The sequence below is a fragment of the Achromobacter pestifer genome (genome assembly GCF_013267355.1).
Lineage (GTDB): Bacteria > Pseudomonadota > Gammaproteobacteria > Burkholderiales > Burkholderiaceae_B > Achromobacter > Achromobacter pestifer_A.
On the sequence record NZ_CP053985.1, the window covers coordinates 5719540 to 5743868 of the forward strand.

Consider the following 24329-nt stretch of genomic DNA (forward strand, 5'->3'; position numbering starts at 1 on the left):
TTACCGATATGGCGCCCATCCGATGAGCTCGATCCGCTTCTTCCGCACCTTTGTCGCCGTAGCGCGCAGCGGGTCGTTCGCCGCCGCGTCGGAGCGGGTGTCGCTCACGCCGGCCGCGGTCAGCTTGCAGATGCGCACCCTGGAGGACGACCTGGGAGTCACCCTGTTCGACCGCAGCGGCAAGATCGTGTCCCTGAGCGAAGGCGGACACCGGCTGCTGCCGCGGGCCGAACAGCTGCTGGCGCTGTACGATGACCTGCGCGACGGCCCCGGCGGCGACGAGCTGGTGGGATCCATCGACGTGGGCTCGGTGGGCACGTCCATGGCGTTCCTGGCGCGCGCCGTACTGACCTTGCGGGACTCGCATCCCAAGCTCAACGTGCAGCCGGTGATCAGTTTTTCCGGCGACCTGTCGCTGCGCGTACGGGCAGGGGAGCTGGACGCGGCGCTGGCGGTCAAGAACGCCCACAAGCTGCCTTCTGGCACGCAGTGGACGCCGCTTTACACCGAACCGTTCGTGTTCATCGCCAACCGCCAGGCGGCGGGCAAGGCGGACGTGGCCAGCCTGATGGCGCGGCGGCTCTTCCTGCGGCCTTCGCGCGACACGCATACGGGGGCGCTGATCGATGCCTTCATACGCAGGAACCGTCTGAAGTTCGGCGACTACCTGGAAATCAATTCGCTGCGGACCATGGTCGAACTGGTCCACCAGGATGTCGGCGTGACCATCGTGCCGCTCACGCGCGCGGCGCACTGGGAAGAAGATCCGCGGCTGCGAGTGGCCTACTTCGATGATCCCTCCGCGCAACGGACCGTCGGACTGTTCGAGAACGAGGCGCGCAGCCATCTGACCAGCGCGCTCAGGCGCGTTCTGCTGGCCACGATCGAGCAGGATGCCCAGGTCAGGCGGTGATCCCCATTACAATGCGGTATTCGTCACATCACCAGGAGTCATTCGCCATGCGCCACTGATGCCGCCGTCTTTTTGACGGCCAGTCTCCACCCACCCCCAAAGAGCAGGGGGAGTTCTTGGCATCCTTGGAATCGCACATGACGAATCCCTATATCGCGCTGGAAGGCGTGTCTTATGTTCTGCCGGATGGCGAAACGCTATTCTCCGGTCTCAACGAACAGTTCGACCTGCGGCCTACCGGGCTGGTGGGCCGCAATGGCGTGGGCAAGAGCGTGCTGGCCCGCATTCTTGCCGGCCTGCTGCCACCCGCCAGCGGCCGTTGCCTGCGCTCGGGCAGCGTGCATTACCTGGCCCAGCAGGCCGCGCCGCGTGTGGCAGAGACCGTGGCCGGCCTGGCGGGCATGCAGGCCACGCTGGCTGCGTTGGGGCGCATCGAAGCGGGCAGCGCCGCCGCCGAGGACTTCGACATCGTGGGCGAGCGCTGGGACGCGCGCCTCGCCTTGCAGCAGGAACTGGAGCGCTGCGGCCTGGGTCATCTGGATGCCGCGACGCCGGCCGCCGCGCTCAGCGGCGGCGAGGCCATGCGTGTCGCCTTGATCGGCGCCTTGCTGTCGGACGCCGACTTCCTGATCCTGGACGAACCTACCAACCATCTAGACAGGCCGAACCGGCTGGCCCTGGCCGAGCAGCTACGGCGCTGGCCGCGCGGTTTGCTGGTGATCAGCCACGACCGGCAACTGCTGGAGGCGATGCAGCGCATCGTGGAACTGTCCACGCTGGGACTGCGCGGGTATGGGGGTGGCTACAGCTTTTACGCGCAGCGCAAGGAAGATGAGCGGTGCAACGCGCTGTCGCTGCTGGAGCTGCGCAAGCATGAGCGCCAACGCGAAGAACAGGCCCTGCGCGAACAGCGCGAACGCCAGGAACGCCGTCAGGCGCGCGGCAACCGCCAGGCGCGCGACGCCAACCAGGCCAAGATCCTGCTGGGCCGGCAGAAGGCGCGCAGCGAAACCTCCGCGGGCAAGCTGCGCCACCAGCATGCGGCGGCCAGCGAGCAGCTTGTCTTGCGCGTGCGCGAGGCGGCCGCGCGGGTCGACGACCAGGACGCCATCGTGCTGCATGCGCCGCCAGCCGCGATGCCAGCGCAGCGCCGTGTCGCCGAACTGGACGCGGTGGAGCTGCCGTTTGTCCCGGCCGCCACGCGCTGTATCGACCTGACGCTGGGCGGGCAGCAGCGGGTGGGGGTGGTCGGTCCGAACGGCTGCGGCAAGTCGACCTTGCTCAAGGTGCTGGCGGGACAACTGCAGGCATCGGGCGGAACCTGCCGGGTCGCGGCAAAGGCCGTGTATATGGATCAGGGGCTGGCCATGCTGGCGCCGCAGCTGCCCGTGCTGGCGCAGTTGCAGGCGGCCAATCGCGGCGCGACGGAAGCAGACTTGCGCACGCGCCTGGCCCAGCTGGGTCTGGACGCGCGCAAGATCGCGGCGCCCAGCGGCGCGCTCAGCGGAGGAGAGCGCCTGAAGGCCGCGCTGGCCTGCGCGCTGTATGCCGATCCGCCCGCGCAGCTGCTGTTGCTGGATGAACCCAGCAATCACCTGGATCTGCCTTCGATGCAGGCATTGGAGGCGATGCTGCGCGCCTACCGGGGCGCCCTGGTGGTGGTGTCCCATGACGACGCGTTCATGGACAGCCTGGACCTGACGCACCGGCTGGCCGCGGGCGGCGGCGGCTGGCGCCTGGATACTATCTGATCGACAGTTCCAGGATGTCGTCGCCGGCTTCGTCCCGTTCGCCGGTGGGGATCCAGCCCAGGTGCCGGTAGAAGCCGTGAGAACGCACGGCGGGATCGCTGGCGCAGGCCAGGAACAGGCGTTCATGTCCCAGGCTTGCCAGATGCTGGACCACCAATTGCAGCAGCGTCTTGCCCGCGCCCTGGTTCTCGCTTTCGGGCAGCAGGGCCAGCACCACGATTTCGCCGGTATCGCGGTCGCCGAAACAGTAGCCTGTCACCCGGCCGTGCGCGCAAGCGACGAAGCCGGGCAGGTCGCCCGCGCGCACACCGGCGGCCCAGCTGTCCACGGTGATGCCCAGCGCGCGCAGTTCCTCCACGGAAAATGCGTTCTCTCTCGTCTGGCCACGGATCGTCAGGCAGGCAGGGACGTCGTCGGCGGTGGCGGGGCGGTATGTCAGTGTGTTCATGGCCGTATATTGACACCCTGTGCGCAATCGTGGCGAGCGGTAACACTCCGCGCCTCCCCGCGGCATTAAGATCGTCCGCTTCAATCCGCGCACTGCAGGGTGTAGGCATGCTCGAGTCCGTACTCGCGCCATGGGCGCTCACCGGTCGGCTGTGGCTGCGGTTCTGGCCGCAATTGATGGCGCTGGTGCTGGCAGGCACGCTGGCCCGCGATGTGCTGCTGTGGGTGGCGGCGCAGACCGGCTTCGCCAACCATCTGGCCGGCCTGGCCGTGCTGACGTTGGTGGCGCTGGCACAGTTGGTGACCACCGTCGCGATGTTTCTCGTGCTGCTGCCGGGGCTGCCGGCCTTGCGAGGCGCGCAGGAAGCGGCGCGCGCCGGGCAGGCGGAGACGGACGGGAGCAGAGGGCGGCTGGGGCAGGCGTTGACGGTGGCCTTGCTGCCGTTCTTCGCCTACTACGCGGCCTGGGGCTTTCTGGGCGACATCGTGCGGCAGTACTCGCGCCTGGCCTATGGGCTGGATCCGCTGGGCGAGCACGGCAATGTGCTGGACGCGCTGGATTCCCGCTGGCTGCTGGTCTCGGTAGTGGTTTCCTGGCTGGTGCGCAAGGCGGCGGTCAAGGCGCGCGACCGCACGGGCCGTGGCCGCTGGCAATGGTTGGTGGTGCTGTGCGAGACCAACTGGATCCTGATCGGCCTGTACGTCATCAGCCGCTGGAAGGACCAGGCCTGGCAATGGCTGGCCGACCGGCGCGGGCTGGAGGCGCTGCTGCAGTCGCTGACGAACATGCTGACGCCCGTCTCGAACGCCTGGGCCGCGGGCGTGACGCCGGTGGAGGCGCAAGGGCCCAGCCTGGGCGCGGCGCTGGTGAGCCTGTTCTTCTATGCCTTGCTGCCGGTGCTTTGGCTGGTGATGGCCGCGCTGGTCTATGGCTATGACGTGCGCGACGACGCCGAACTCAGGCGCTATGAACGGCTGCAAAGGCTGGGCGACCGCTACCGCGCCGTGCCGCGCTTTCTGCGCGATTTCGTCGAGCATTTCGTGGCTGGGTACCGCAAGCGCTATCTGCCCCTGGCCAGCGGCGTGCGCCTGGCTTTTCACAGCAGCGCGGTGCTGCTGGTCACGCTGATCGTGGGTTATCGCCTGATCGATTGGGGCGCCGCATGGTTGTGGTACGGCGCGACGCGCCTGATCGGCCCGTATGACCTGGATACCTGGCAGGTACTGGCGCACGTCGTTTCGCTGCTGTTCGGCAGCCCGTTCCGTGATTCGTCCACCGGCGTGCTGATCGAGCCGCTGCGCATCTGCTTTCTCGCCGCCGTCCTAGAGTGCGCATACGCGCCCTGGAGGATGCGCAGCCCGGCGCCAGCGCCGGCTGCCTGATTCAACCGGCCGGATCCGGCGGCGCGAAGCGCAGGTAGGCCGGCCGTTCTGCGTCGATAGATACGGTGACCGACCAGGGCGCGGCCGCGTCGGCGGGCACCATGAAGGCTTCCATGATCTCCACGCTGGCGCCGGGCGCGGCGCTGCTATGGGCGGCGGCCACGCAGCCGCGCGCCGTGCCGCGAGGCAGGCGCAGCGCCGGAGCGATGGCCGGCAGCCAGGTGCGCCCCTGCGCGTCGTGCAGCGCAATGCGGCAGCCGCGCCAGCGCGTGGGCAGATCGGCGGCCTGCACCTGCACGGAGAATGCGGCCAGCGCGGCGCGCGTGCCGGGCTGCCAGCCTCTGCCGGCGGGCGGCTCCAGGACGGCGAATTGCCGCAACTGCCATTGCGCGCCGCCCAGCGGCGCCCGCGCGCCCGCCGCGACCTCGCGCGGCTGCAATTCGCGGCCTTCGAGCCAGCGGGCCGCGCTGTCGCGGCCGCTCCAATACAGGCTCAACAGCAACAAGGGCGGCAGCAGCCAGAGGCTGCGGCGGCGCCAGCGGCGTTCATTCACGGCTGCGTCGTTCATGGCGCCGCCTCCTGGTCCAGATCGTACTGGGCCGCCGCGACGGGGCGTCCCGAGTCGTCCACCGGCACCTCGTCCAATGCGATGCGCACCTGCGAATCGAGGCGCGGGCCATAGCGGGCGGAAAGCAGCAGCGTGGCGCCGCGCGCCTGATCCGGGCGGATCTCGAACACCAGCCGGACGCTGCGTGGCAGGCCCGGCTCCACGGCATGGGGCGGCTGATTGCGTGCGAGCACGAGCCGGTCCGTGTGGCGGTAGGCCAGGCCGTCCGGGCCGAGCCAGGCTGCTTCGCCCGCCGAGGCCGAGGCGTCCCGGGCGGCCAGCCGCAGCCAGACGATGGCCCATACGCCGCCTGTCGTGCGCGTCTGCGTAGCGCTCAGGCTTTTGTAGTTCAGCTGCTGCGCGAACTGCACGCGCTCCACGGTGACCTCGAACTGCCTGGCGCTCACGGTCTGTCCCATGGTGCCGTTCGCCGTGATGGGGCCGGTCAGGGCCATGTAGCGGGGCGTGGTGCGCTGCATGGCGTAGAGGGCCAGCGCCGCGGCCAGCGCCAGCAGCAGGGTACCCAGCCGCGCGCTCATGGCGCGGCCTCGGGCGTGCCGTCAGGCGTCACGGGCAATTCAACCCGGCCCACATTGGCGGGATTGAACCAGCCGGGGGCTCCGTACAGATTGTCGACGGGCTTGTAGATCTTGCTCTGCACGGCAAGCGCGGTGCGCGCCGGCGCGGCGGCCGATGGCGGCAGCATCCAGACAAAGGCCATGCGCTCAGGTAGCCCGGGCTGCAGGTAGGGCATTTGCTGCGTGTCGCGCAGGCCGACCACCATGGGCTTGCCGGCAGTCGCCGCAAGCGGCGTGTTCCAGCGCAGCAGCCCGAGATAGTCGGCGCTCGATTCGGCTGTGCGGTTGGTGAGGTCGGCCTCGACCACCAGCGCCGTGGCGCCAGGCTTGACTGGCACGCCGTAGACCTTGGCGGTGGAGGCAGTCCAGGCCCGGCGCGGCACCACCTGCCACTGTCCGGTCTGGATCGAAGCATCGGCGCTGTACACCGGTTCGGACGCGCGGTTGAGCTTGCCGTAGGCGCCGTACAACGCAACGCTGGCGGCGGCAAGCAGAGAGCCTATGCCTGCGAGGCTGGCGGCGACACGGGCTCTGAGCGAGTGCAGTACGCGCATCCGGACTCCAAGCGCGCAGGCGGCGCGCATCGGCAATCCCAGATCGTAGGCGCGCCGCTCCTGGCGGGTTCTGTCCTTATGTTTCCATGCATGTCGCGCATGGCGTTGCCGCGTGCGGCGGCCAAGTTTTGAAACAATTCACCGGGAGCATTCGTCAGAATAGGTTCAGCGCCCGAGCCACCCACCAGCCCAGGCCGATCGCGACGCCGATCAGCAGCATCCTGCGCAGGCCGCCGTTCTTCGCGGGCACGGCGCCCGGCGGCAGGCCGGCGTCCGGGCTGGATTGAACGGATGCGGCCGCGGTGCGGGCCGGGGCATCGGTCTCGATCACGAATTCCGGCTTGGCGTCCTGCGGCTTCAATCCCGGCGCGAGGTTTTCCACGTCCACGCCGGCATTGCGCAGCATGTCCCACAGGCCGCCTTCTGCCTGGCCGGCGCGTAATGCCTCGATGCGTTCGCGTTCGGCGCGCGGCACTTCATCCAGGCTGTCGTACTTGCGGCCATTGACCGTGATCGCGCCATTCTTGATCTCGACCTTGAAGGACTCGCCGTTTTCGATGCCGGCATAGCTCCAGGTCTCGCTGACCGTGGCGCCGTCCATCCCGCCGTCCAGCAGTGCTTCGATGTTGGCGCGCTGTTCGGACGTCAGGTCCTGCGTGGCGCTCCAGCTGCGCGTCGTCGTGGTGCTGCGCCAGGTCTTGGTTTCTTTGTTCATTGCTCATCCATAGGTGTGCGGATCGCGTCCAGGGTCGCCGGCCTAGTCATTAATGCAGAAGGTGTTTTCATGTCAAGGAAATCAGCAGGGCCCGCAATTTGCCGGGCTGCCGTCGTGCGTTGATATATCAGATCTCCCTGACGATAATTCTTCCACTGTTGCCAGCAAGGAAACGTGATGCAGAAGCCTTACCCCGCCACGGCGGCTGATCGGATACGGCAGACGCTGGAGGATCAGATCGTCAATGCCGAGCTGCCGCCGGGCCTGGCGCTGGACGAGGCGTTGTTGGCGCAGCGTTGCGGCGTCTCGCGCACGCCGGTGCGCGACGCCTTGCTGCAACTCTCGGCCCAGGGCTTTGTGCACATCAAGCCCCGTGTCGGCATATTCGTAGCTGCGCTCGAGCCCGACGAATTGGCCAATATGTTCGAGACCCTGGCCTACCTGGAAGGACTGTGCGCGGGGCTCGCCAGCCAGCGCATCACCCAGGCCGGACGCGGTGAACTGCTGGCAGCCCACCGCGACGCCGAGCCGGCTCGGGCCGCAAGCCGTCCTGGCGGCTACGCAGCGGCGAACCTCCAGTTCCACGACGTCCTCTATCGCGCCAGCGGCAACAGCTACCTGATCCAGCAGATCATGGCGATACGCAAGCGCACGCACCCTTACCGCTTGCGGCATTTCGATCAGCCGGGCCGTCTTGCCTGTTCATGGCGGGAACACGCCGGCGTGCTGGAGGCGGTGCTGGACAGCGACGAGCGAGCAGCCTCGCAGGCCGCCACCCGCCACATCGTCGAGGGCGGGCAGCAGTTCCGCGAATTCGCCGAACGCTTTCCGCAGGGCCTCTACGCGGCGGTAGGCAGCATGCGCGCGGAGCAGCAGGCTGCGCCCGCTGCGGCCACGCTTGCCTGGCTATATGGCCCGCGCACGGCGGCCAGGCATACCAAGCCGGTCAACTGAACCTTGTCCACCGCGTTTACCGGCGCCGGCCGGGGCGTGATGCTGTCCGGCGCTTTTGCGCCATCGATCAAAAACAGAAGCAGGAGACTAGCCGTGTTCCATCGAATTGCAGGCCTTGCGGCCGCCGTGTTCATCGCCGCCGCCGCCAGTCCGGCTGCCCGGGCGCAGACCACGCCGGTCAAGATCGTGGTCGGGTTTTCGCCCGGTGGCGGCGTGGATACGCTGGCGCGGCTGCTGGCTCAGGGGCTGGCACAGGCGATCGAGCGGCCGGTGGTGGTTGAGAACAGGGCGGGGGCGGGAGGCACCATCGCCGCCGACGTGGTGGCGCGGGCCGAGCCCGACGGCGCGACCCTGCTGCTGGCGGATACGTCGCTGCTGCTCGCGCCGCACATCTATCCGAAGGTCAATTACCGGATGGGCACGAGCTTCACGCCGGTTGCAATGGTGGGCGACGCCGGGCTGGCCTTGGCTGTGCCTGCAGCCAGCCCGGCGCGCACGCTGCCGGATCTGCTGGCCATGGCGCGCAAGGAGCCGGGCCGCTATACCTATGCCTCGGTGGGCGTGGGGTCCATGCACCATCTGGGCGGCGAACTGATCAAGTCCATGGCCGACGTGGACCTGGTGCATGTGCCATACAAGGGCGGCAGCCCGGCCACCCAGGCGGTCGCATCGGATCAGGTGTCGTCCGCCATTTCCAGCCTGCCGGCGGTGATTCCGCAGGCGAGCGCAGGGCGTATACGCATCCTGGCGGTGCTGGGCGCCGAACGGTTCCCCGGCTTGCCGGATGTGCCGACGGTGGCGGAGACGCTGCCGGGCTTTGACGCGACCCCGGCGATCTTCCTGCTGGCGCCGGCCAAGACGCCGGCTGCCGCGCTGGAACAGATCACGCAGGCGTTGCCGCAGGTATTGGCCCAGCCCAAGCTGCGCGAAGCGTTCATCGCGCAGGGCTCGCTGGTGCACTACCAGCCTGCCGCCGCGCTTGCCGCATGGCTGCCGGTGCAGGAGCAACGCTGGGTCGACCTGATCTCGCGCGCCAAGCTGACCTTCGCCCCTTGAGATTTTCGGTATCCACAGTAGGAGAACTTTTCATGCAGCAATCAAGCACCCCCATCATCGGCATGATCGTGCCGCCCGCCGCGGGTCTCGTGCCGGCGGACGGGGCGCGGCTCTATCCCGATCTGCCCTTTATCGCCAGCGGACTGGGGTTGGGCTCTGTCACGCCGCAAGGCTATGACGCCGTGATCGAATCGGTGGTGGACCATGCGCGCCGCCTGCGGGAGCAAGGCGCCGCGGTGGTGTCGCTGATGGGCACCTCGCTCAGCTTCTACCGGGGCGCGGCCTTCAATGCCGCGTTGACCGAGGCGATGCGCGAAGCCACCGGACTGCCATGCACGACCATGAGCACGGCGGTCCTGAACGGATTGCGCGCCCTGGGCGTGCAGCGCGTCGCGCTGGCGACGGCCTACATTGACGATGTGAACGAGCGCCTGGCTGCATTCCTGGCCGAGGAGGGCCTGGTTCCCGCCGCGTGCCGCAGCCTCGGCATCACGGGTGTCGAAGCCATGGGGCGCGTGGATACGGACACGCTGGTCGACCTGTGCGCGCGTGCATTCGAGGCGGCGCCCGATAGCGACGGCATCCTGCTGTCTTGCGGCGGCCTGCTGACGCTGGACGCCATACCCGAAGTCGAGCGCCGTCTGGGCGTGCCGGTGGTGTCGAGTTCGCCTGCAGGGTTCTGGGACGCCGTGCGGCTTGCGGGGGGAGGGGGCAAGGCAAGGCCCGGGTACGGCCGCCTGTTCGACGAGTCCTGACGATAGCGTCTCGTCCGCGGCAAAGCCGCAAGCGCGCGCCAGCCGCGCACCGCAGTGCCACGAAACCCGCGCAAGCGGGTTTCTTACTTTGTCCTTAATGCAAAACTTATTTTCATGTCAAGAAAATCGATCTGATATGGTCGATAGAGCGTATCAGATGGACTAAAAAGCGCATAATGTGCGCACCCTTTCCCAAGCTCCATGTCGTGGGGATCGGGTCGATTTTCTGCAAGCGAAGAGCGTGTTGTCACTAGCTCGGCGGTTCGTGTTCCCAGGTTCATGTTCGGTAGCTAGGACAACTTGGAGTATTCACGGAGATGTCTATGACAGAAGACGCAAAGCCGCGCAGGCGGTTCCTGCAGGCGTTGGCCATCGTGCCGGCGTCGACGCTGGCGGTGGGCGCAATGACCACCGGCTGTACCAACGAGTCGGACGGCGCCGCCGCGCGCGCCGCCAAGCCTTACGAACCCACCTATTTCACCAAGGCCGAGTGGGCCTTCATCGTGGCTGCGGTGGATCATCTGATTCCCTCCGACCAGTACGGTCCCGGCGCCATCGAGGCCGGCGTGCCGGAATTCATCGACCGCCAGATGGAAACTCCGTTCGGCCACGGCAAGCTCTGGTACATGCAGGGGCCGTTCCACACCGACCAGGTACCGGAACTGGGCTACCAGCTGAACCAGAATCCACGCGAGGTCTACCGCCATGGCATCGAAGCCTGTGACGCCTGGTGCGTGAAGACGCACGGCAAGGCCTATGCCGGACTGGACAAGCCCGTGCAGGAACAGATCCTGAAGGACCTGCAGGCCGGCAAGATCGCATTCGAGACCGTGCCGTCCCGGACGTTCTTCAGCTTCCTGCTTTCGAACACCAAGGAAGGCTTCTTCGCCGATCCGATGTACGGCGGCAACAAGAACATGGTGGGTTGGACGATGGTGGGCTTCCCGGGCGCGCGCGCGGATTTCATGGACTGGGCCGACCAGCCCAACGCGAAGTATCCCTACGGCCCTGTGTCGATCTCTGGGGAGAAGGGTTAAGCCATGGCGATCAAAAAAGACAAAGTGGATGCGGTGCTGGTCGGGTTCGGCTGGACCGGCGCGATCCTCGGCCAGGAACTGACCGAGGCCGGGCTGCACGTGCTGGCGCTGGAGCGCGGCGCGATGCAGGACACGCCCAAGGACGCCGAATACCCCAAGGTTGCGGACGAGCTGGCGTACTCCGTGCGCGGCAAGCTGTTCCAGGATCTGTCCAAGGAAACCGTCACCATCCGCCACGGCGTGGACGACGTGGCCGTGCCCTACCGTCAGAACGGTTCGTTCCTGCTGGGGACGGGCGTGGGCGGGGCGGGCTTCCACTGGAACGGCATGCACTACCGCGTGCTGCCCGAGGAACTGGAGCTGCGCACCCGCTACGAAACGCGGTACGGCAAGAACTTCATCCCGGAAGGCATGACCATCCAGGATTTCGGCGTGACCTACGACGAGTTGGAGCCGTACTTCAGCAAGTTCGAATACGTGTGCGGCACTTCCGGCAAGGCCGGCAACCTGGACGGCAAGATCGTGGAAGGCGGCAATCCGCTGGAAGGCAAGCGCAGCAAGGAATTCCCGCTGCCGCCCCTGACCACCACCTACGGCGCCCAATTGTTCGACAAGGCGGCGCGCGAAGTCGGTTTTCATCCGTATCCGGCGCCCGCGGCCAATGCCTCGGGTCCGTACACCAATCCCTATGGCGTGCGGCTGGGGCCCTGTAATTTCTGTGGCTTCTGCGAGAACTACGGCTGCTACATGTATTCGAAGGCCTCGCCGCAGACCACCATCCTGCCGGTGCTGCTGAAGAAGCCCAACTTCGAACTGCGCACGCAATCGCATGTGATCAAGGTCAACCTGGACTCGACCGGCAAGAAGGCCGTGGGCGTGACCTACATCGACGCGCAAGGGCGCGAGGTGGACCAGCCCGCCGACCTGGTGATCCTGTCGGCCTACCAGATGCACAACGTTCGGCTGCTGCTCTTGTCCGGCATCGGCAAGCCCTACGATCCCAAGACCAATGAAGGCGTGGTGGGCAAGAACTACGCCTACCAGATGAACGGCGGCGTCAACGTGCTGCTGCCCAAGGGCACTCAGCTCAATCCCTTCGTGGGCACGGGCGCGGGCGGCGTGGGCATGGACGACCTGAACGGCGACCAGTTCGATCACGGTCCCCTGGGCTTTCTGGGCGGCGCCAGCATCCGCCACGTGCGCTATGGCGGCCGTCCGATCAAGCAGACGCCGACCATGCCGGGCACGCCCAGCTGGGGCACGGGCTGGAAGGCCGGGGTGCAGGACGCCTACCAGCGCCACATGACCATAGGTATTTCCGGTTCGGTGATGTCGTACCGCGACGCCTACCTGTCGCTGGATCCCACCTACAAGGACAGCTTCGGCCAGCCTCTGTTGCGCATGACCTTCGACTGGCATGACAACGAATTCGACATGCTGGGCTACATGGGCAAGCGCATGGAAGACGTGGCCCGCGCCATGAAGCCGGAAAAGTACGCCGTGGGGGTGCGCAAGAAGGGCGCGCGCTACGACACCCGGGTCTACCAGAGCACGCACAACACGGGCGGCGCCATCATGGGCACCAACCCCAAGGAAAGCGTGGTCAACAAGTACCTGCAAAGCTGGGACGTGCCCAACTTGTTCGTGATGGGCGCCTGCGCGTTCCCGCAGAACATGGGCTACAACCCCACGGGCCTGGTCGGGGCGCTGGCTTATTGGTCGGCGCAGGCGATCCGCGACCAGTACCTGAAGAACCCCGGCCCGCTGGTCCAGGCTTAAGGAGACGGCACAATGATTAAGCAGACCATTGTTGCGGCTCTTTCGGCCTTGGCGGCCAGCGCCGCGTTCGCCGCGGACGGCACGCCGGCCGCCGTCGACGCCCAGTTGATCAAGCAGGGCGAGTACCTGTCGCGCGCCGGCGACTGCATCGCCTGCCACACGGCCAAGGATGGCAAGCCGTTTGCGGGCGGCCTGGGCATCGATTCGCCGCTGGGCATGATCTATTCCACCAACATCACGCCCGACAAGGACACCGGCATCGGCGGCTACTCCTACGAGGACTTCGACCGGGCCGTGCGCCATGGCGTGGCCAAGGACGGACATACGCTGTATCCGGCGATGCCGTACACGGCCTACGCCAAGGTTACGCCCGAGGATGTGAAGGCCCTGTACGCCTACTTCATGCACGGCGTGGAGCCGGTCAAGCAGGAGAACAAGGACACCGACATCATCTGGCCCTTGTCGATGCGCTGGCCGCTGGGCGTGTGGCGCTGGATGTTTGCGCCCGACGTGGCCACGGCCCCCGTGACCGCCGATACCCAGGGCGCCGACCGCGCCGAGCTCTTGCGCGGCCAGTATCTGGTCGAAGGCCTGGGCCATTGCAGCACCTGCCACACGCCGCGCGGCGTCGCCTTGCAGGAAAAGGCGCTGACCGAGGCGGACGGCTCGGCCTTCCTGTCGGGCGGCGTGGTCGAAGGCTGGCTGGCCAAGAATCTGCGCGGCGACACCACCGACGGCCTGGGCAACTGGAGCCAGGCGGACATCGTGGCCTTCCTGAAGTCCGGCCGCAACGGCCATTCCGCAGCCTTCGGCGGCATGGCGCAAGTGGTAGGCGACAGCACCCAGCATCTGTCCGATAGTGACCTGAACGCCATCGCGGCCTATCTGAAGAGCCTGCCGCCGGTGAACAAGGACGCCACCAAGCCGCTGGCCTACAACGAGTCCGTGGCGCAGGCGCTGCGCACCGGGCACGACAAGGGCGACGGCGCCATGGCCTTCCTCAACAATTGCGCGGCCTGCCACCGCAGCACGGGCAAGGGCTATGCGGAAACCTTCCCGCAGCTGGCGCTCAGCTCCACGGTGAATTCGGCGGATCCCGCGTCGCTGATCCACATCGTGCTCAAGGGCGCGCAGATGCCGGCCACCGCGGCGGCGCCTACCGCCTATGCGATGCCGGGCTTCGATTGGCGCATGAGCGACAAGGAAGTCGCCGACGTGGTGACGTTCGTGCGGTCCAGCTGGGGCAACCAGGGGGCGGCCGTCACCGCCGCCGACGTGGCCAAGGTGCGCAAGGACGTGGGGGCGGCGCCACAGCCGGCGCGTTGATGTCTTGAGGCAATCGCGGCGCCGGCAAGCCCTTGTGGCTGCCGGCGCCGCGTTTTTCATGGGCGATTGACAAGCCTGGAGGCGAGGCGCAAGCTACCCCACATGCATAGCCCCGCAACTTCCTTCGCGCTGATTATTACCACCATCAGGTCCATGGTGGGTTAGCGCGCGTCGGTACATCGCCACACAAACCCGCCAGAGGCGGGTTTTTTGTTGGCCCGCCTCCTGCCCGCAGTTTCTTCCAGGAGAGCACTTCATGATGTCCACAGCACCTGCCGCCACGGCCACGCCCATGCTGCACTTTTTGTGCGGCAAGATCGGCGCCGGAAAATCCACGCTGGCGCAGGCGCTGGCGGCGCGTCCCGGCACCATCCTGCTCAGCGAGGACAACTGGCTGGCGGCGCTGTACCCCGGAGAGATCGTGGACCTGGCGGATTACGCGCGCTGCGCCAGCCGCCTGCGCAATGCCATGGGCAGCCACGTGGCGGCGCTGGCCGGGGCGGGCTTGTCGGTGGTGCTGGACTTTCCGGCCAATACGCGGCGCAGCCGCGAATGGCTGCGGCAGGTGGCGCAGGAGGCCGGCTGCGCCCATCAGCTGCATTACCTGGATCTGCCCGATGAGGTCTGCAAGGCCAGGCTGCGCGCGCGCAACGCCTCGGGCACGCACCCTTACACCACCACGGACGAACAGTACGACGCGATCACGGCGTACTTCGTCGAGCCGGACGACGACGAAGGATTCAATCTGGTGCGCCACGAGCAACGCTGAGCGGAGGACGCGGCCCGGGCGCGCCTGCTATGATTGCTGGATAAATATCCAGTCCTTCCGGCCCGGCCGATGTTTCCCGCCTACCGTTACTACTATCTGCACAACTTCCAGCGCGCGCTGACCTGGGTGGGCGAGCGCTATGCCGACCTGCTGGACGACGCCGAGCGCCGTTTCATGGCGGATTTTCCGGCCTTGCCGCAGGCCTCGCAGGCGCTGATGGTGCGCATGCTGATGCGGCGCGGCCCGTGGTTCCGGGCCAGCCGGCTGATCTACGAGGAAATCGGCCAAGCCGAAGCCGCCGCGGCGCCGCTGCTGGCGCTGGGCTGGCTGGACGCGCAGGCGCCGATGACGCTGGACGAGCTGTTCGGCCTGCACACCAAGCCGGAGCTGAATCGCATGTTTGCGCATGTGGCGGTCAAGTCCGCTACGCGCAAGGGCGATCTGCTGGAGGCCGCAAGCGCGGCGGGCGCGGATGCGCGGCCTTATGCGGACTGGAATCCCTCGGCGGCGGAGCCGGTCTGGCGCGTCACCGTGTCGGACATCTGCGAGCGTTTCCGCCTGATGTTCTTCGGCAATCTGCACCAGGACTGGTCGGAGTTCGTGCTGGCCGACCTGGGCGTGTTCCAGTACGAGGCCGTGCCGTTCGACGCCTCTTCCCGCGCCTTCCAGACGCGGGAAGACGTGAACTGCTATCTGGCGCTGCACGCCTGCCGCGTGGCGCTGGACGAGGGGGGCGACGCCGATGCGCTGATGCAGGCCGTGCAGGCCTGCGCCAGCGGCAATCCCTGGCTGGAAAAGCGCCGCGCCAAGGTTCTGCTGCGCATCGGACAGGCGTGCGAACGGACGCAGGACTGGGACGCCGCGCAGCGCGTGTACGAGGCTTGCGCGTATCCCGGCGCACGCCACCGCCGCATCCGCGTGTATGAGCGCATGGCGCGGCACGGCGACGCGCTGGCCCTGGCGCTACAGGCGCAAGCCGAGCCCGAAAACGAAGCGGAAAGCCAGCGCCTGGCGCGCATGCTGCCGCGCCTGTACCGCGGCGCGGGGCAGGGCGGGCCGGCGCGCGAGCCGGCGCCCGTCCTGCTGCGCACCGATCTGACGCTGGCGCGGCCGGCAGAGCCCGCCTCGGTGGAGTTTGTCACGCGCGACCATCTGCACCGGGACGACGCGCCCGTGCACTACGTGGAAAACGCGCTGATCAATTCGTTGTTCGGACTGCTGTGCTGGCCCGCGGTGTTCGCGCCCTTGCCGGGGGCTTTCTTCCACCCGTTCCAGCGCGGCCCGGCGGACCTGGACGCGCCGGATTTCCACCCGCGTCGCGCGGCGCTGTTCGCGCAATGCCTGGCGCAGCTGGACACGCCGGACTACCGCGAGCTGATCCTGCAACGCTACGCCGAAAAATCCGGCCTGCAGTCGCCTTTCGTGTTCTGGGGCGCGTTGTCCGAGGACCTGCTGACGCAGGCGCTGGACTGCCTGCCCGCCGCCCATCTGAAGCTGTACTTCGAACGCCTGCTGCGCGACGTCAAGACCAACCGCTCCGGCCTGCCGGACCTGATCCGCTTCTGGCCATCGGAGCGCCGTTATGAGCTGATCGAGGTCAAGGGACCGGGCGACAAGCTGCAGGACAACCAGATCCGCTGGCTGCAGTATTGCGTGTCGCACGGCATGCCGGTGCGGGTATGCCACGTCAGCTGGCGCGAGGACGCGCCATGAGCTATGCGGTGGCGGTGCGCGCCCTGTGCGAATTCACGGCGCGGGCAGGGGACCTGGACCTGCGCTTCACGCCCGCGCCTAGCGGCCTGGAAGGCATGGCGGGCCACGCGGCCGTGACGGGCCGCCGGGGGCCGGACTACGAGACCGAGGTGGCGCTGTCCGGCCAGCACGAAAACCTGCTGGTGCGCGGCCGCGCCGACGGCTACGACCCCGTGGCGAAGCAGCTCGAAGAGATCAAGACCTACCGCGGCCAGCTGGATAGCGTGCGCGACAACCACCGCGCCGTGCATTGGGCGCAGGCCAAGGTGTACGGGCACCTGCTGTGCCAGGCGCGCGGACTCGCAAGCCTGCGCGTGGCGCTGGTCTACTACAACGTCGTCACCGAGGAAGAAACGCTGCTGGTGGAAACGCACGAGGCCGCCGCGCTGGAGGTGTTCTTCCGTGAGCAGTGCGGGCGTTTCCTGGCCTGGGCGGCGACGGAGCTTGCACACCGCCAGTCGCGCGATGCGGCATTGGAAAAGCTGAAATTTCCGCATGGCGAGTTCCGTGCCGGGCAGCGCGAGCTTGCCGTGGCGGCCTACCGCAAGGCGCGCGACGGCGGCTGCCTGATGGCGCAAGCGCCCACCGGCATAGGCAAGACGCTGGGCACAATCTTCCCGCTGCTCAAGGCCAGCCCGGGCGCGGGCCTGGACAAGATCTTCTTCCTGGCCGCCAAGAGCCCGGGGCGCGGCCTGGCGCTGGAGGCGCTGGACACGGTCAACGCGCAGCCCGCCGCGCCCGGCTTGCGGGTGCTGGACCTGCAGGCGCGCGACAAGACCTGCGTGCATCCGGACCTGGCCTGCCACGGCGAGTCCTGCCCGCTGGCCCAGGGCTTCTACGACCGCTTGCCGCAGGCGCGCGAGGCGGCGCTGACGCATGCGCGGCTGGATGCCGCCACGGTGGCCGCGGCCGCGCGCGAGCACCAGGTCTGCCCGTACTACCTGTCGCAGGAACTGATCCGCTGGAGCGACGTGGTGGTGGGCGACTACAACTACTACTACGACGCCACCGCGATGCTGTACGCCATGACCCAGGTCTACCAGTGGAAGGTGGCGGTGCTGGTGGACGAGGCCCACAACCTGGTCGACCGCGCGCGCTGCATGTACACGGGCGAACTCGACCAGGCCTCGCTGGCGGCGGCGCGCTATGCCGCGCCCAAGGCGCTGAAGAAGTCTCTGGACGGTTTGCAGCGCTCGTGGAACGCGCTCAACAAGAAGCAGGCGGAGCGCTATCAGGCCTATGACGAGGTCGCGGCCGGCGTGTTGGCCGCGGTGCAGAAGGCAGTGGGCGCGATCATGGAGCACATGGCCGAAACCCCGCTGCCGCAGGACGATCCCGTGCTGGGGTTCTACTTCGAGGCTCTGCAATTCATGCGGCTGGCCGAGCAGTTCGGTTCGCACGCGCTGTTCGACGTGACGCTGTCGGACGCCAGCTCGGCCGGCGCCAAGACGCCGCCCTCCGTGCTGTGCGTGCGCAACGTGATCCCCGCGCCGTACCTGGCGGCGCGCTATGCGGGCGCGCACGCCACGGTGCTGTTCTCGGGCACGCTGAGCCCGCAGCAGTTCTACCGCGACACGCTGGGCCTGCCCGCAGCCACGCCCTGGCTGGACGTGGCCGCGCCGTTCCAGGCGGAGCAGCTGGCGGTGCGGGTGGTGGGCAACGTCTCCACGCGCTATCGCGACCGCGAGCGTTCGCTGCAGCCCATCGTCGAACTGATCGCGCGCCAGTACGCCGAGCGGCCGGGGAATTATCTGGGCTTTCTCAGCAGCTTCGACTATCTGCGCCAGGTCTCGGACCTGATGCGCGAGCGCCACCCCTCGGTGCCGATCTGGCTGCAGACGCCGGGCATGGACGAGGCCGGCCGCGCCGCCTTCCTGGCGCGCTTCACCGAAACCGGGCAGGGCGTGGGTTTCGCGGTGCTGGGCGGCGCCTTCTCGGAAGGCGTGGACCTGCCCGGCAGGCGGCTGATCGGCGCGTTCATAGCCACGCTGGGGCTGCCGCAGGTGAATGCCGTGAACGAGAACATGAAGCGCGCCATGGACCAGCGCTACGGGGTCGAGAACGGCTACGACTACACCTACCTGTACCCCGGCATGCAGAAGGTGGTGCAGGCGGCGGGCCGCGTCATCCGCACCGAGCACGATGTGGGCACGGTGCACCTGATCGACGACCGCTATCGCCGCGCCAAGGTGCGCGGCCTGCTGCCAGCTTGGTGGCGGGTGGAGTGATCAGGCCGGGCGAGGGGGGGGGGCAACCGTGTCCTGATCCGGCGCAAATGCCTGCGCCTGCCTCGCGTATCATCCGGCCTTCGCTTTTCTGACTCCGGATGCCCCGATGACCCGATTCCGTTTCCTGGCCGCTTGCGGCTTGCTTTGCGCCCTGGCGTCCAATTCCGCTCTTGCCCGCGAGCGCGACTTGCCCTACACGGACGCGGACCTGTGGAGCAAGAAAAAGGCGGGCGACCTGATCACGCTATGCCGGAAGGAAACGCCTGCGATCCTCAAGCAGATGGTCGCCGAGGACAAAGGTTCGCCGTTGTACCAGGCGACCGATCTGGACATTCCCGACGTTTACGATGTGATGCAGGACGTCGGGCCGCTGGCGTGGATGATCAGTACCGACTACACCTTCACGGATGCCAGCGGCAGGAAACGCGAGTTTGTCGCGTCCTGCCTGTTCGACAGGAAGGGAAAGTCGGGGTTCGATACGGTGTCCAACGAGCCCTCCTGATCCGCGGGCGTAGTATTGTCTGCCTGCGCGGCCGGCGTCCGGCCAGCGCCGCCCAACATGACAAGGCGCCCGGTTTCGAGGTGCGCACAGAGGAGACAAGCATGTCCATCGCCGTCCCATTGAACGACATCGTGGCCATGCCCGCCCACGCGCTGTCCGAGGCGATCCGGCTGCGCCAGGTGTCTTGCCGCGAGGTCATGGCGGCCTATCTGGCGCACATCGACCAGGTCAATCCCAAGCTCAACGCCATCGTCGCCCGGCGCGACAGCGACGAACTGCTGCGCGAGGCTGACGAGCGCGACGCCCAACTGGCGGCGGGCCAGTGGCTGGGCTGGCTGCATGGCATGCCGCAGGCGCCCAAGGACCTGACCGCGGTGCGCGGCATGGTCACGTCGATGGGTTCGCTGGTCTACAAGGACCAGGTCACGGCGCACGACTCCATCATCATCGAGCGCATGCGCGCGTCCGGCGCCATCTTCATCGGCCGCAGCAACGTGCCGGAGTTCGGCCTGGGCTCGCACACCTACAACCAGGTGTATGGCGCTACCGGCAACCCCTACGATCCGTCCCGGACCGCGGGCGGCAGCAGCGGCGGGGCGGCGGCCGCGCTGGCGGCGCGCATGCTGCCGGTGGCGGACGGCAGTGATTTCGGCGGCTCGCTGCGCAATCCCGCGGCGTTCTGCAACGTCTACGGCATGCGCCCGTCCGCCGGCCGCGTGCCCTACGGACCGTCGACCGAGGTGTTCCTCAAGCAGCTGGCCTACGAAGGGCCGATGGGCCGTTCGCCGCGCGACGTGGCCATGCTGCTGTCGGTGATGGCTGGCCCGGACAAGCGCGCGCCGCTGTCCCTGGCCGGGGACCCCGCCCAGTTCGCGCAGCCGCTGGATGCGGACCTGCGCGGCAAGCGCGTGGGCTGGCTGGGCGACTGGAACGGCTATTTGCCGATGGAGGCGGGCATCCTGGAACTCTGCCAGCAGGCCTTGGCCGACCTGGCGCAAACCGGCTGCAAGGCGGTCGATTACCAGGTGCCATTCGCCGGCGAACGCCTGTGGCGGATCTGGCTGGCCCACCGCCATCTGATGGTCGGCGGACAGCTCCATCCCCTGGTCCATAACCCCGAAACGCGCAAGCTGGTGAAGCCGGCGGTGGTCTGGGAAGTCGAGGGCCTGGAAGGCATGACGGCGCGGCAGGTCTACCAGGCCACCGAAGAGCGCAGCGCCTGGTACCAGACCGTGCAGCGCATGTTCGACGATGTGGACTATCTGGCGGTGCCGTCGGCCCAGGTGTTTCCGTTCGATGCGGCGCTGGACTGGCCCAAGGAGATTGCCGGGCGTCCCATGGACACCTACCACCGCTGGATGGAAACCGTCACGCCCTGGACGCTGGCGGGCTGCCCGGTGATCAGCGTGCCGGTGGGATTCAGCGCCGCCGGGCTGCCCATGGGCATGCAGTTGATCGGGCCGCCGCAGGCCGACCTGGCCGTGCTGCAGCTGGCGCATGCCTACGGGCAGGCGCGCGACTGGGTGGAATCCCGGCCGCCCGCGGCGCTTTGGCGCTGAGCCCGAAAACGGGTCCGGTACGCATTGTTGCGGGAAAAGACAAGCCCTTGTAAGAGGGCTTTGCTTTTTTCCGACGCAAACTGCCATATTTCCCGCAAATTCCGCGTTTTCCGTGGCTCCGGGCGTTTGCCTTTGCAATAATTGTCAACCAACTCACAACATCCCGTAATAAATGGACAGCCTTGTGTCCCCGGTTCTGTTCCAGAATATTTCGGTCCAATCGACGAGTTGATTTTGCATAGAGGTTTCCCGGCATGAAGAATCTGACACTACGCCAGCGCATCCTGGCCAGCTTCCTGGCGATCCTGGCCATCATGGCGTTGATGGTGGTGATGGATTACCGGCGCCTGCTGGTCATCGAGTCGGAGGTCGAGCTGATCAACAACGATGCCGTGCCCGGCATCTACTACAGCACCTCGATCCGCGCCTCCTGGTTCGCCGGCTTTGTGTTGGTGCAGGATGCCTTCAACATGGAAACGGACCAGGAACGCAGCAGCGTCCTGGCGGGACTGCCCGAGACCGACAAGCTGCTGGCGGACCATACCGAGCAATACCGCCGCACCATCGCGCGCGATGACGACCGCCAGATGTTCAATCAGTTCGAGAAGGAACTGCAGGACTACAAACGCATCCGCGCCAACATTCTTGCGCCCGCCACGCTGGCGGACCCGGCGCGGGCGCAGGCGCTGATCAAGACGGAACTGCGGCCGGCGTTCTACAAGGGCCGCGACATCCTGGCCAGGATGGTGCAGGAAAACAAGAAGCAGGCCGATGAAGCGGCCGTCGCCATCAAGCAGTCGGTGAGCAGCGCCGAAACGCGCATGTTGCTGTCGCTGGGCCTGGCGATCGTGGCCGCCATCATCTGCGGCATCCTGTTGATGCGCGCCATCGCCAACCCCATGCGCGCCATCGTCAAGACCTTGGAAGCCACGGGCGGCGGGGATCTGACGCGGCGCCTGACGCTGGCGCGCAAGGACGAGTTCAACGCCATCGAAACCGGGTTCAACGGCATGGTGGACGAACTGACCGGGCTGGTCGGCAAGACGCAGCGCTCGGCGGTGCAGGTGGCGACTTCCGTGACCGAGATCGCGGCCACCTCCAAGCAGCAGCAGGCGACGGCGTCCGAAGTCGCCGCCACCACGACCGAGATCGGCGTGACCTCGCGCGAGATCTCCGCCACGTCGCGCGAGCTGGTGCGCACCATGGCCGAAGTCTCGGGCGCGGCCGAGCAGACCGCGGCGCTGGCCGGCAGCGGCCAGGTGGGCTTGGCGCGCATGGAAGACACCATGCGCAACGTGGTGGGCGCGGCAGGCTCGGTCAACGCCAAGCTGGCGATCCTGAACGAGAAGGCCGGGAATATCACGCAAGTGGTTACCACGATCACGAAGGTGGCTGACCAGACCAACCTGTTGTCGCTGAACGCGGCGATCGAGGCCGAGAAGGCGGGCGAATACGGCCGCGGCTTCGTGGTGGTCGCCACCGAGATCCGCCGGCTGGCGGACCAGACCGCCGTCGCCACCTACGACATCGAGCAGATGGTGCGCGAGATCCAGTCGTCGGTGTCGGCCGGCGTCATGGGCATGGACAAGTTCTCCGAGGAAGTGCGGCGCGGCATGGCGGACATGCAGCAGGTGGGCGATCAGCTGTCGCAGATCATCCAGCAGGTGCAGACGCTGGCGCCGCGCGTGCAGATGGTCAACGAAGGCATGCAGGCGCAGGCCACCGGCGCCGAACAGATCAATCAGGCCCTGCAGCAGCTGAGCGACGCTGCCCAGCAGACCGTGGAATCGCTGCGCCAGTCCACGCTAGCGATCGAAGAGCTGACGCTGGTGGCCAACGACCTGCGCAGCGGCGTTTCGCGCTTCAAGGTGTGACGGCTGCCATGGCGGAGCGCGCTCCCTCTGCTGCGGCCGGACGCCGGCTGTATCTGCTGTTCCGCATCGGCGGCGACCGCTACGCGCTGGACGCAAGAGACATTGCCGAGGTGCTGGGCCTGCGCGACTTCAAGCAGGTGCCGGGCGCGCCGGCCTGGGTGGCGGGCGTGATGGACCGCCGCGGCGTGGCCATCCCCGTCATCGACATGAGCGCGCTGGCGGGCGGCGGCGCGGCCGCGGCCGTGACCAGCACCCGTCTGGCCCTGGTGCGCTACCGGGCGGGGCTGGACCAGCCCGAGCATCTGCTGGGACTGATCCTGGAGCAGGCGACCGAAACCGTGCACTACGATCCCGCCGCGTTCCAGTCGGGCGGCCTGGACAATCCGGGCGCGCGCTATCTGGGCGCGGTGCTCAGCGATGCCGGCGGCATGGTGCAGGCCGTCAACGTCGGCGACCTGTTGCCCGCGCCGGTGCGGGCCCTGCTGTTTCCGCTGGATGCCGCAGGCGCGGCGCGCGAGGCGCGGCCATGATGCTGATCGACGAATTCAGCGCCTTGCTCAAGCGGCGCATGGGCCTGGACAGCGGTTCCATCGGCAAGGCCGCCGTGGAGCGCGCGGTCCGCCGCAGAATGGGCATGGCCGGCATCGCCGACGAGCAGGATTATCTGTGGCAGGTGCAGGCCTCGCCCGCCGAGATGCAGCAGCTGATCGAAGCGGTCATCGTGCCGGAGACCTGGTTCTTCCGCTATCCCGAATCGCAGGCGGCCATGGCCGCGCTGGCGCGCGAGCGGCTCAATGGCGCCGCCGCGCAAGGCCGCGTGCTGCGCGTGCTGAGCGTGCCATGTTCCAGCGGCGAAGAACCGTACTCCATCGCCATGGCCTTGCTGGACGCCGGCGTGCCCGCCGAACGCTTCCAGATCGACGCCTTCGACATCAGCGTGCGCATGGTCGAATTCGCGCGGCGCGCGCTGTACGGGCGCAATTCCTTCCGCGGCGATGACCTGGGCTATCGCGACCGCTATTTTTCCGAGACCGCCGACGGCCATCAACTGGCTGCCCACGTGGCGGCGCAAGTGCGGTTCCGGCCGGGCAATCTGTTCGATCCCGATCTGCTGGCCGGGGCGGCGCCCTATGACTTCGTGTTCTGTCGCAATCTGCTCATCTACTTCGACGCGGCGACGCAGGCACGCGCGGTGCAGGTGCTGCGCAGCTTCACCCGCGAGGACGGCGTGCTCTTCGTCGGCCCTGCCGAAACCACGCTGCTGACCGGCCGCAGGCTGCCCGCGGTGCCGCTGGCGCGCTCGTTCGCCTTCCTGGCCAAGCCGCTGCCGCCGCCCGCCACCCCCGCCGCGCCGCCGGCCGCGCGGCCCCTCGTGCACAGCTGGACACCGCCCAGGCGGCCCCTGGCCCAGGCGCCCGCGGCGGGGCTGCCTCTGCCGCATGCCCCCGCGCCCGCGGCGCCGGCCGGGCAGGGCGGCGCGCAGGCTTCCTTGCGCCATATCGCGGCCCTGGCCGACCAAGGCCGGGTGCAGGACGCCATGGCGCAGTGCCGCGCGCATATCGACCGCCACGGCGCCAGCGCCGAAGCCCTGTATCTGCGGCCTGCTGCAGGACGCGGCGGGCGACGCGCGGCAGGCGCAGGCCGCCTACCGCAAGGCGCTCTACCTGGATCCGACCCATCGCGAAGCCTTGCTGCACCTGGCCGCGCTGGTGGCCTCGGACGGCGATCACGAAGCGGCCCGCCGCCTGCAGGCGCGCGCGGCGCGCGGGGAGGCGCAACGTGGATGAAGC

Annotated in this window: 21 protein-coding genes and 1 pseudogene; 17 read left to right on the top strand and 5 right to left on the bottom strand. The window is 67.8% G+C overall.

The annotated features are described in order from the left end of the window. The first annotated feature begins 22 nt into the window (after positions 1–22). The gene (locus FOC84_RS27085; protein ID WP_173147706.1) at positions 23–913 is read left to right on the top strand and encodes a LysR substrate-binding domain-containing protein; all 891 of its coding nucleotides are present in this window, start codon (positions 23–25) and stop codon (positions 911–913) included. Positions 914–1050: 137 nt separating this feature from the next. Beyond that, positions 1051–2664, top strand: coding sequence for an ATP-binding cassette domain-containing protein (locus tag FOC84_RS27090; protein WP_173147708.1), 1614 nt, complete (start codon positions 1051–1053; stop codon positions 2662–2664). On the opposite strand, the gene FOC84_RS27095 is transcribed toward FOC84_RS27090, so the two are convergent. After that, positions 2657–3112: a GNAT family N-acetyltransferase gene (locus FOC84_RS27095; RefSeq protein WP_173147710.1), complete on the bottom strand. Its 456-nt coding sequence runs from the start codon at positions 3110–3112 to the stop codon at positions 2657–2659. The two genes, FOC84_RS27090 and FOC84_RS27095, sit on opposite strands and share 8 nt — an antisense overlap. 107 nt (positions 3113–3219) lie before the next feature. Here FOC84_RS27095 and FOC84_RS27100 point away from each other — a divergent pair, with 107 nt between their 5' ends. Next, complete coding sequence (locus FOC84_RS27100; RefSeq protein WP_173147711.1) at positions 3220–4494, top strand: hypothetical protein; 1275 nt, start codon at positions 3220–3222, stop codon at positions 4492–4494. A 1-nt stretch (position 4495) separates the two neighbouring features. On the opposite strand, the gene FOC84_RS27105 is transcribed toward FOC84_RS27100, so the two are convergent. The 4 genes from FOC84_RS27105 to FOC84_RS27120 all read right to left on the bottom strand — a co-directional run bounded on the left by FOC84_RS27105 (position 4496) and on the right by FOC84_RS27120 (position 6948). Next, positions 4496–5062: a hypothetical protein gene (locus tag FOC84_RS27105; protein ID WP_173147713.1), complete on the bottom strand. Its 567-nt coding sequence runs from the start codon at positions 5060–5062 to the stop codon at positions 4496–4498. After that, positions 5059–5640: a hypothetical protein gene (locus FOC84_RS27110; RefSeq protein WP_173147715.1), complete on the bottom strand. Its 582-nt coding sequence runs from the start codon at positions 5638–5640 to the stop codon at positions 5059–5061. Before FOC84_RS27110 ends, FOC84_RS27105 begins: the two co-directional genes overlap by 4 nt. Continuing rightward, positions 5637–6233, bottom strand: a complete 597-nt coding sequence (locus FOC84_RS27115) for a hypothetical protein (RefSeq protein ID WP_173147717.1) — start codon at positions 6231–6233, stop codon at positions 5637–5639. The genes FOC84_RS27110 and FOC84_RS27115 overlap by 4 nt, the downstream gene beginning before the upstream one ends. A gap of 154 nt (positions 6234–6387) precedes the next feature. Further along, positions 6388–6948, bottom strand: a complete 561-nt coding sequence (locus FOC84_RS27120) for a hypothetical protein (protein ID WP_173147719.1) — start codon at positions 6946–6948, stop codon at positions 6388–6390. A gap of 177 nt (positions 6949–7125) precedes the next feature. On the opposite strand from FOC84_RS27120, the gene FOC84_RS27125 reads away from it, so the two are divergent. From FOC84_RS27125 to FOC84_RS27190, 14 genes and pseudogenes are all read left to right on the top strand, one after another. Next, a complete protein-coding gene (locus tag FOC84_RS27125) occupies positions 7126–7902 on the top strand; it encodes a GntR family transcriptional regulator (RefSeq protein ID WP_173147720.1) in 777 nt (258 codons plus the stop codon). Positions 7903–7995: 93 nt separating this feature from the next. Further along, on the top strand, positions 7996–8958 hold the full coding sequence (locus FOC84_RS27130) for a Bug family tripartite tricarboxylate transporter substrate binding protein (RefSeq protein WP_173147722.1): 963 nt from the start codon (positions 7996–7998) through the stop codon (positions 8956–8958). Between the two features lie 32 nt (positions 8959–8990). Beyond that, on the top strand, positions 8991–9713 hold the full coding sequence (locus FOC84_RS27135) for an aspartate/glutamate racemase family protein (RefSeq protein ID WP_173147724.1): 723 nt from the start codon (positions 8991–8993) through the stop codon (positions 9711–9713). Between the two features lie 323 nt (positions 9714–10036). Beyond that, entirely contained in the window at positions 10037–10750 is a 714-nt protein-coding gene (locus FOC84_RS27140) for a gluconate 2-dehydrogenase subunit 3 family protein (RefSeq protein WP_173147726.1), read from the top strand. Positions 10751–10753: 3 nt separating this feature from the next. Then, positions 10754–12529, top strand: a complete 1776-nt coding sequence (locus FOC84_RS27145; RefSeq protein ID WP_173147728.1) for a GMC family oxidoreductase — start codon at positions 10754–10756, stop codon at positions 12527–12529. Positions 12530–12541: 12 nt separating this feature from the next. Beyond that, positions 12542–13855, top strand: coding sequence for a cytochrome c (locus FOC84_RS27150; protein ID WP_173147731.1), 1314 nt, complete (start codon positions 12542–12544; stop codon positions 13853–13855). Positions 13856–14111: 256 nt separating this feature from the next. Further along, entirely contained in the window at positions 14112–14624 is a 513-nt protein-coding gene (locus FOC84_RS27155; protein ID WP_438800849.1) for an AAA family ATPase, read from the top strand. Positions 14625–14693: 69 nt separating this feature from the next. Beyond that, a complete protein-coding gene (locus tag FOC84_RS27160) occupies positions 14694–16337 on the top strand; it encodes a VRR-NUC domain-containing protein (RefSeq protein WP_173147732.1) in 1644 nt (547 codons plus the stop codon). Next, the gene (locus FOC84_RS27165; protein WP_173150433.1) at positions 16334–18604 is read left to right on the top strand and encodes an ATP-dependent DNA helicase; all 2271 of its coding nucleotides are present in this window, start codon (positions 16334–16336) and stop codon (positions 18602–18604) included. The genes FOC84_RS27160 and FOC84_RS27165 overlap by 4 nt, the downstream gene beginning before the upstream one ends. A gap of 106 nt (positions 18605–18710) precedes the next feature. Beyond that, positions 18711–19106, top strand: coding sequence for a hypothetical protein (locus FOC84_RS27170; protein ID WP_173147734.1), 396 nt, complete (start codon positions 18711–18713; stop codon positions 19104–19106). A gap of 101 nt (positions 19107–19207) precedes the next feature. After that, positions 19208–20665 (top strand): amidase, encoded by a 1458-nt coding sequence (locus tag FOC84_RS27175; protein ID WP_173147736.1) that lies wholly within the window; start codon positions 19208–19210, stop codon positions 20663–20665. Positions 20666–20919: 254 nt separating this feature from the next. Continuing rightward, the gene (locus FOC84_RS27180; RefSeq protein ID WP_173147738.1) at positions 20920–22539 is read left to right on the top strand and encodes a methyl-accepting chemotaxis protein; all 1620 of its coding nucleotides are present in this window, start codon (positions 20920–20922) and stop codon (positions 22537–22539) included. 8 nt (positions 22540–22547) lie between these two features. Next, on the top strand, positions 22548–23069 hold the full coding sequence (locus tag FOC84_RS27185) for a chemotaxis protein CheW (protein WP_173147740.1): 522 nt from the start codon (positions 22548–22550) through the stop codon (positions 23067–23069). Then, positions 23066–24326 (top strand): annotated as a pseudogene (locus FOC84_RS27190) (CheR family methyltransferase). Before FOC84_RS27185 ends, FOC84_RS27190 begins: the two are co-directional and overlap by 4 nt. The last annotated feature ends 3 nt before the right edge of the window (positions 24327–24329 follow it).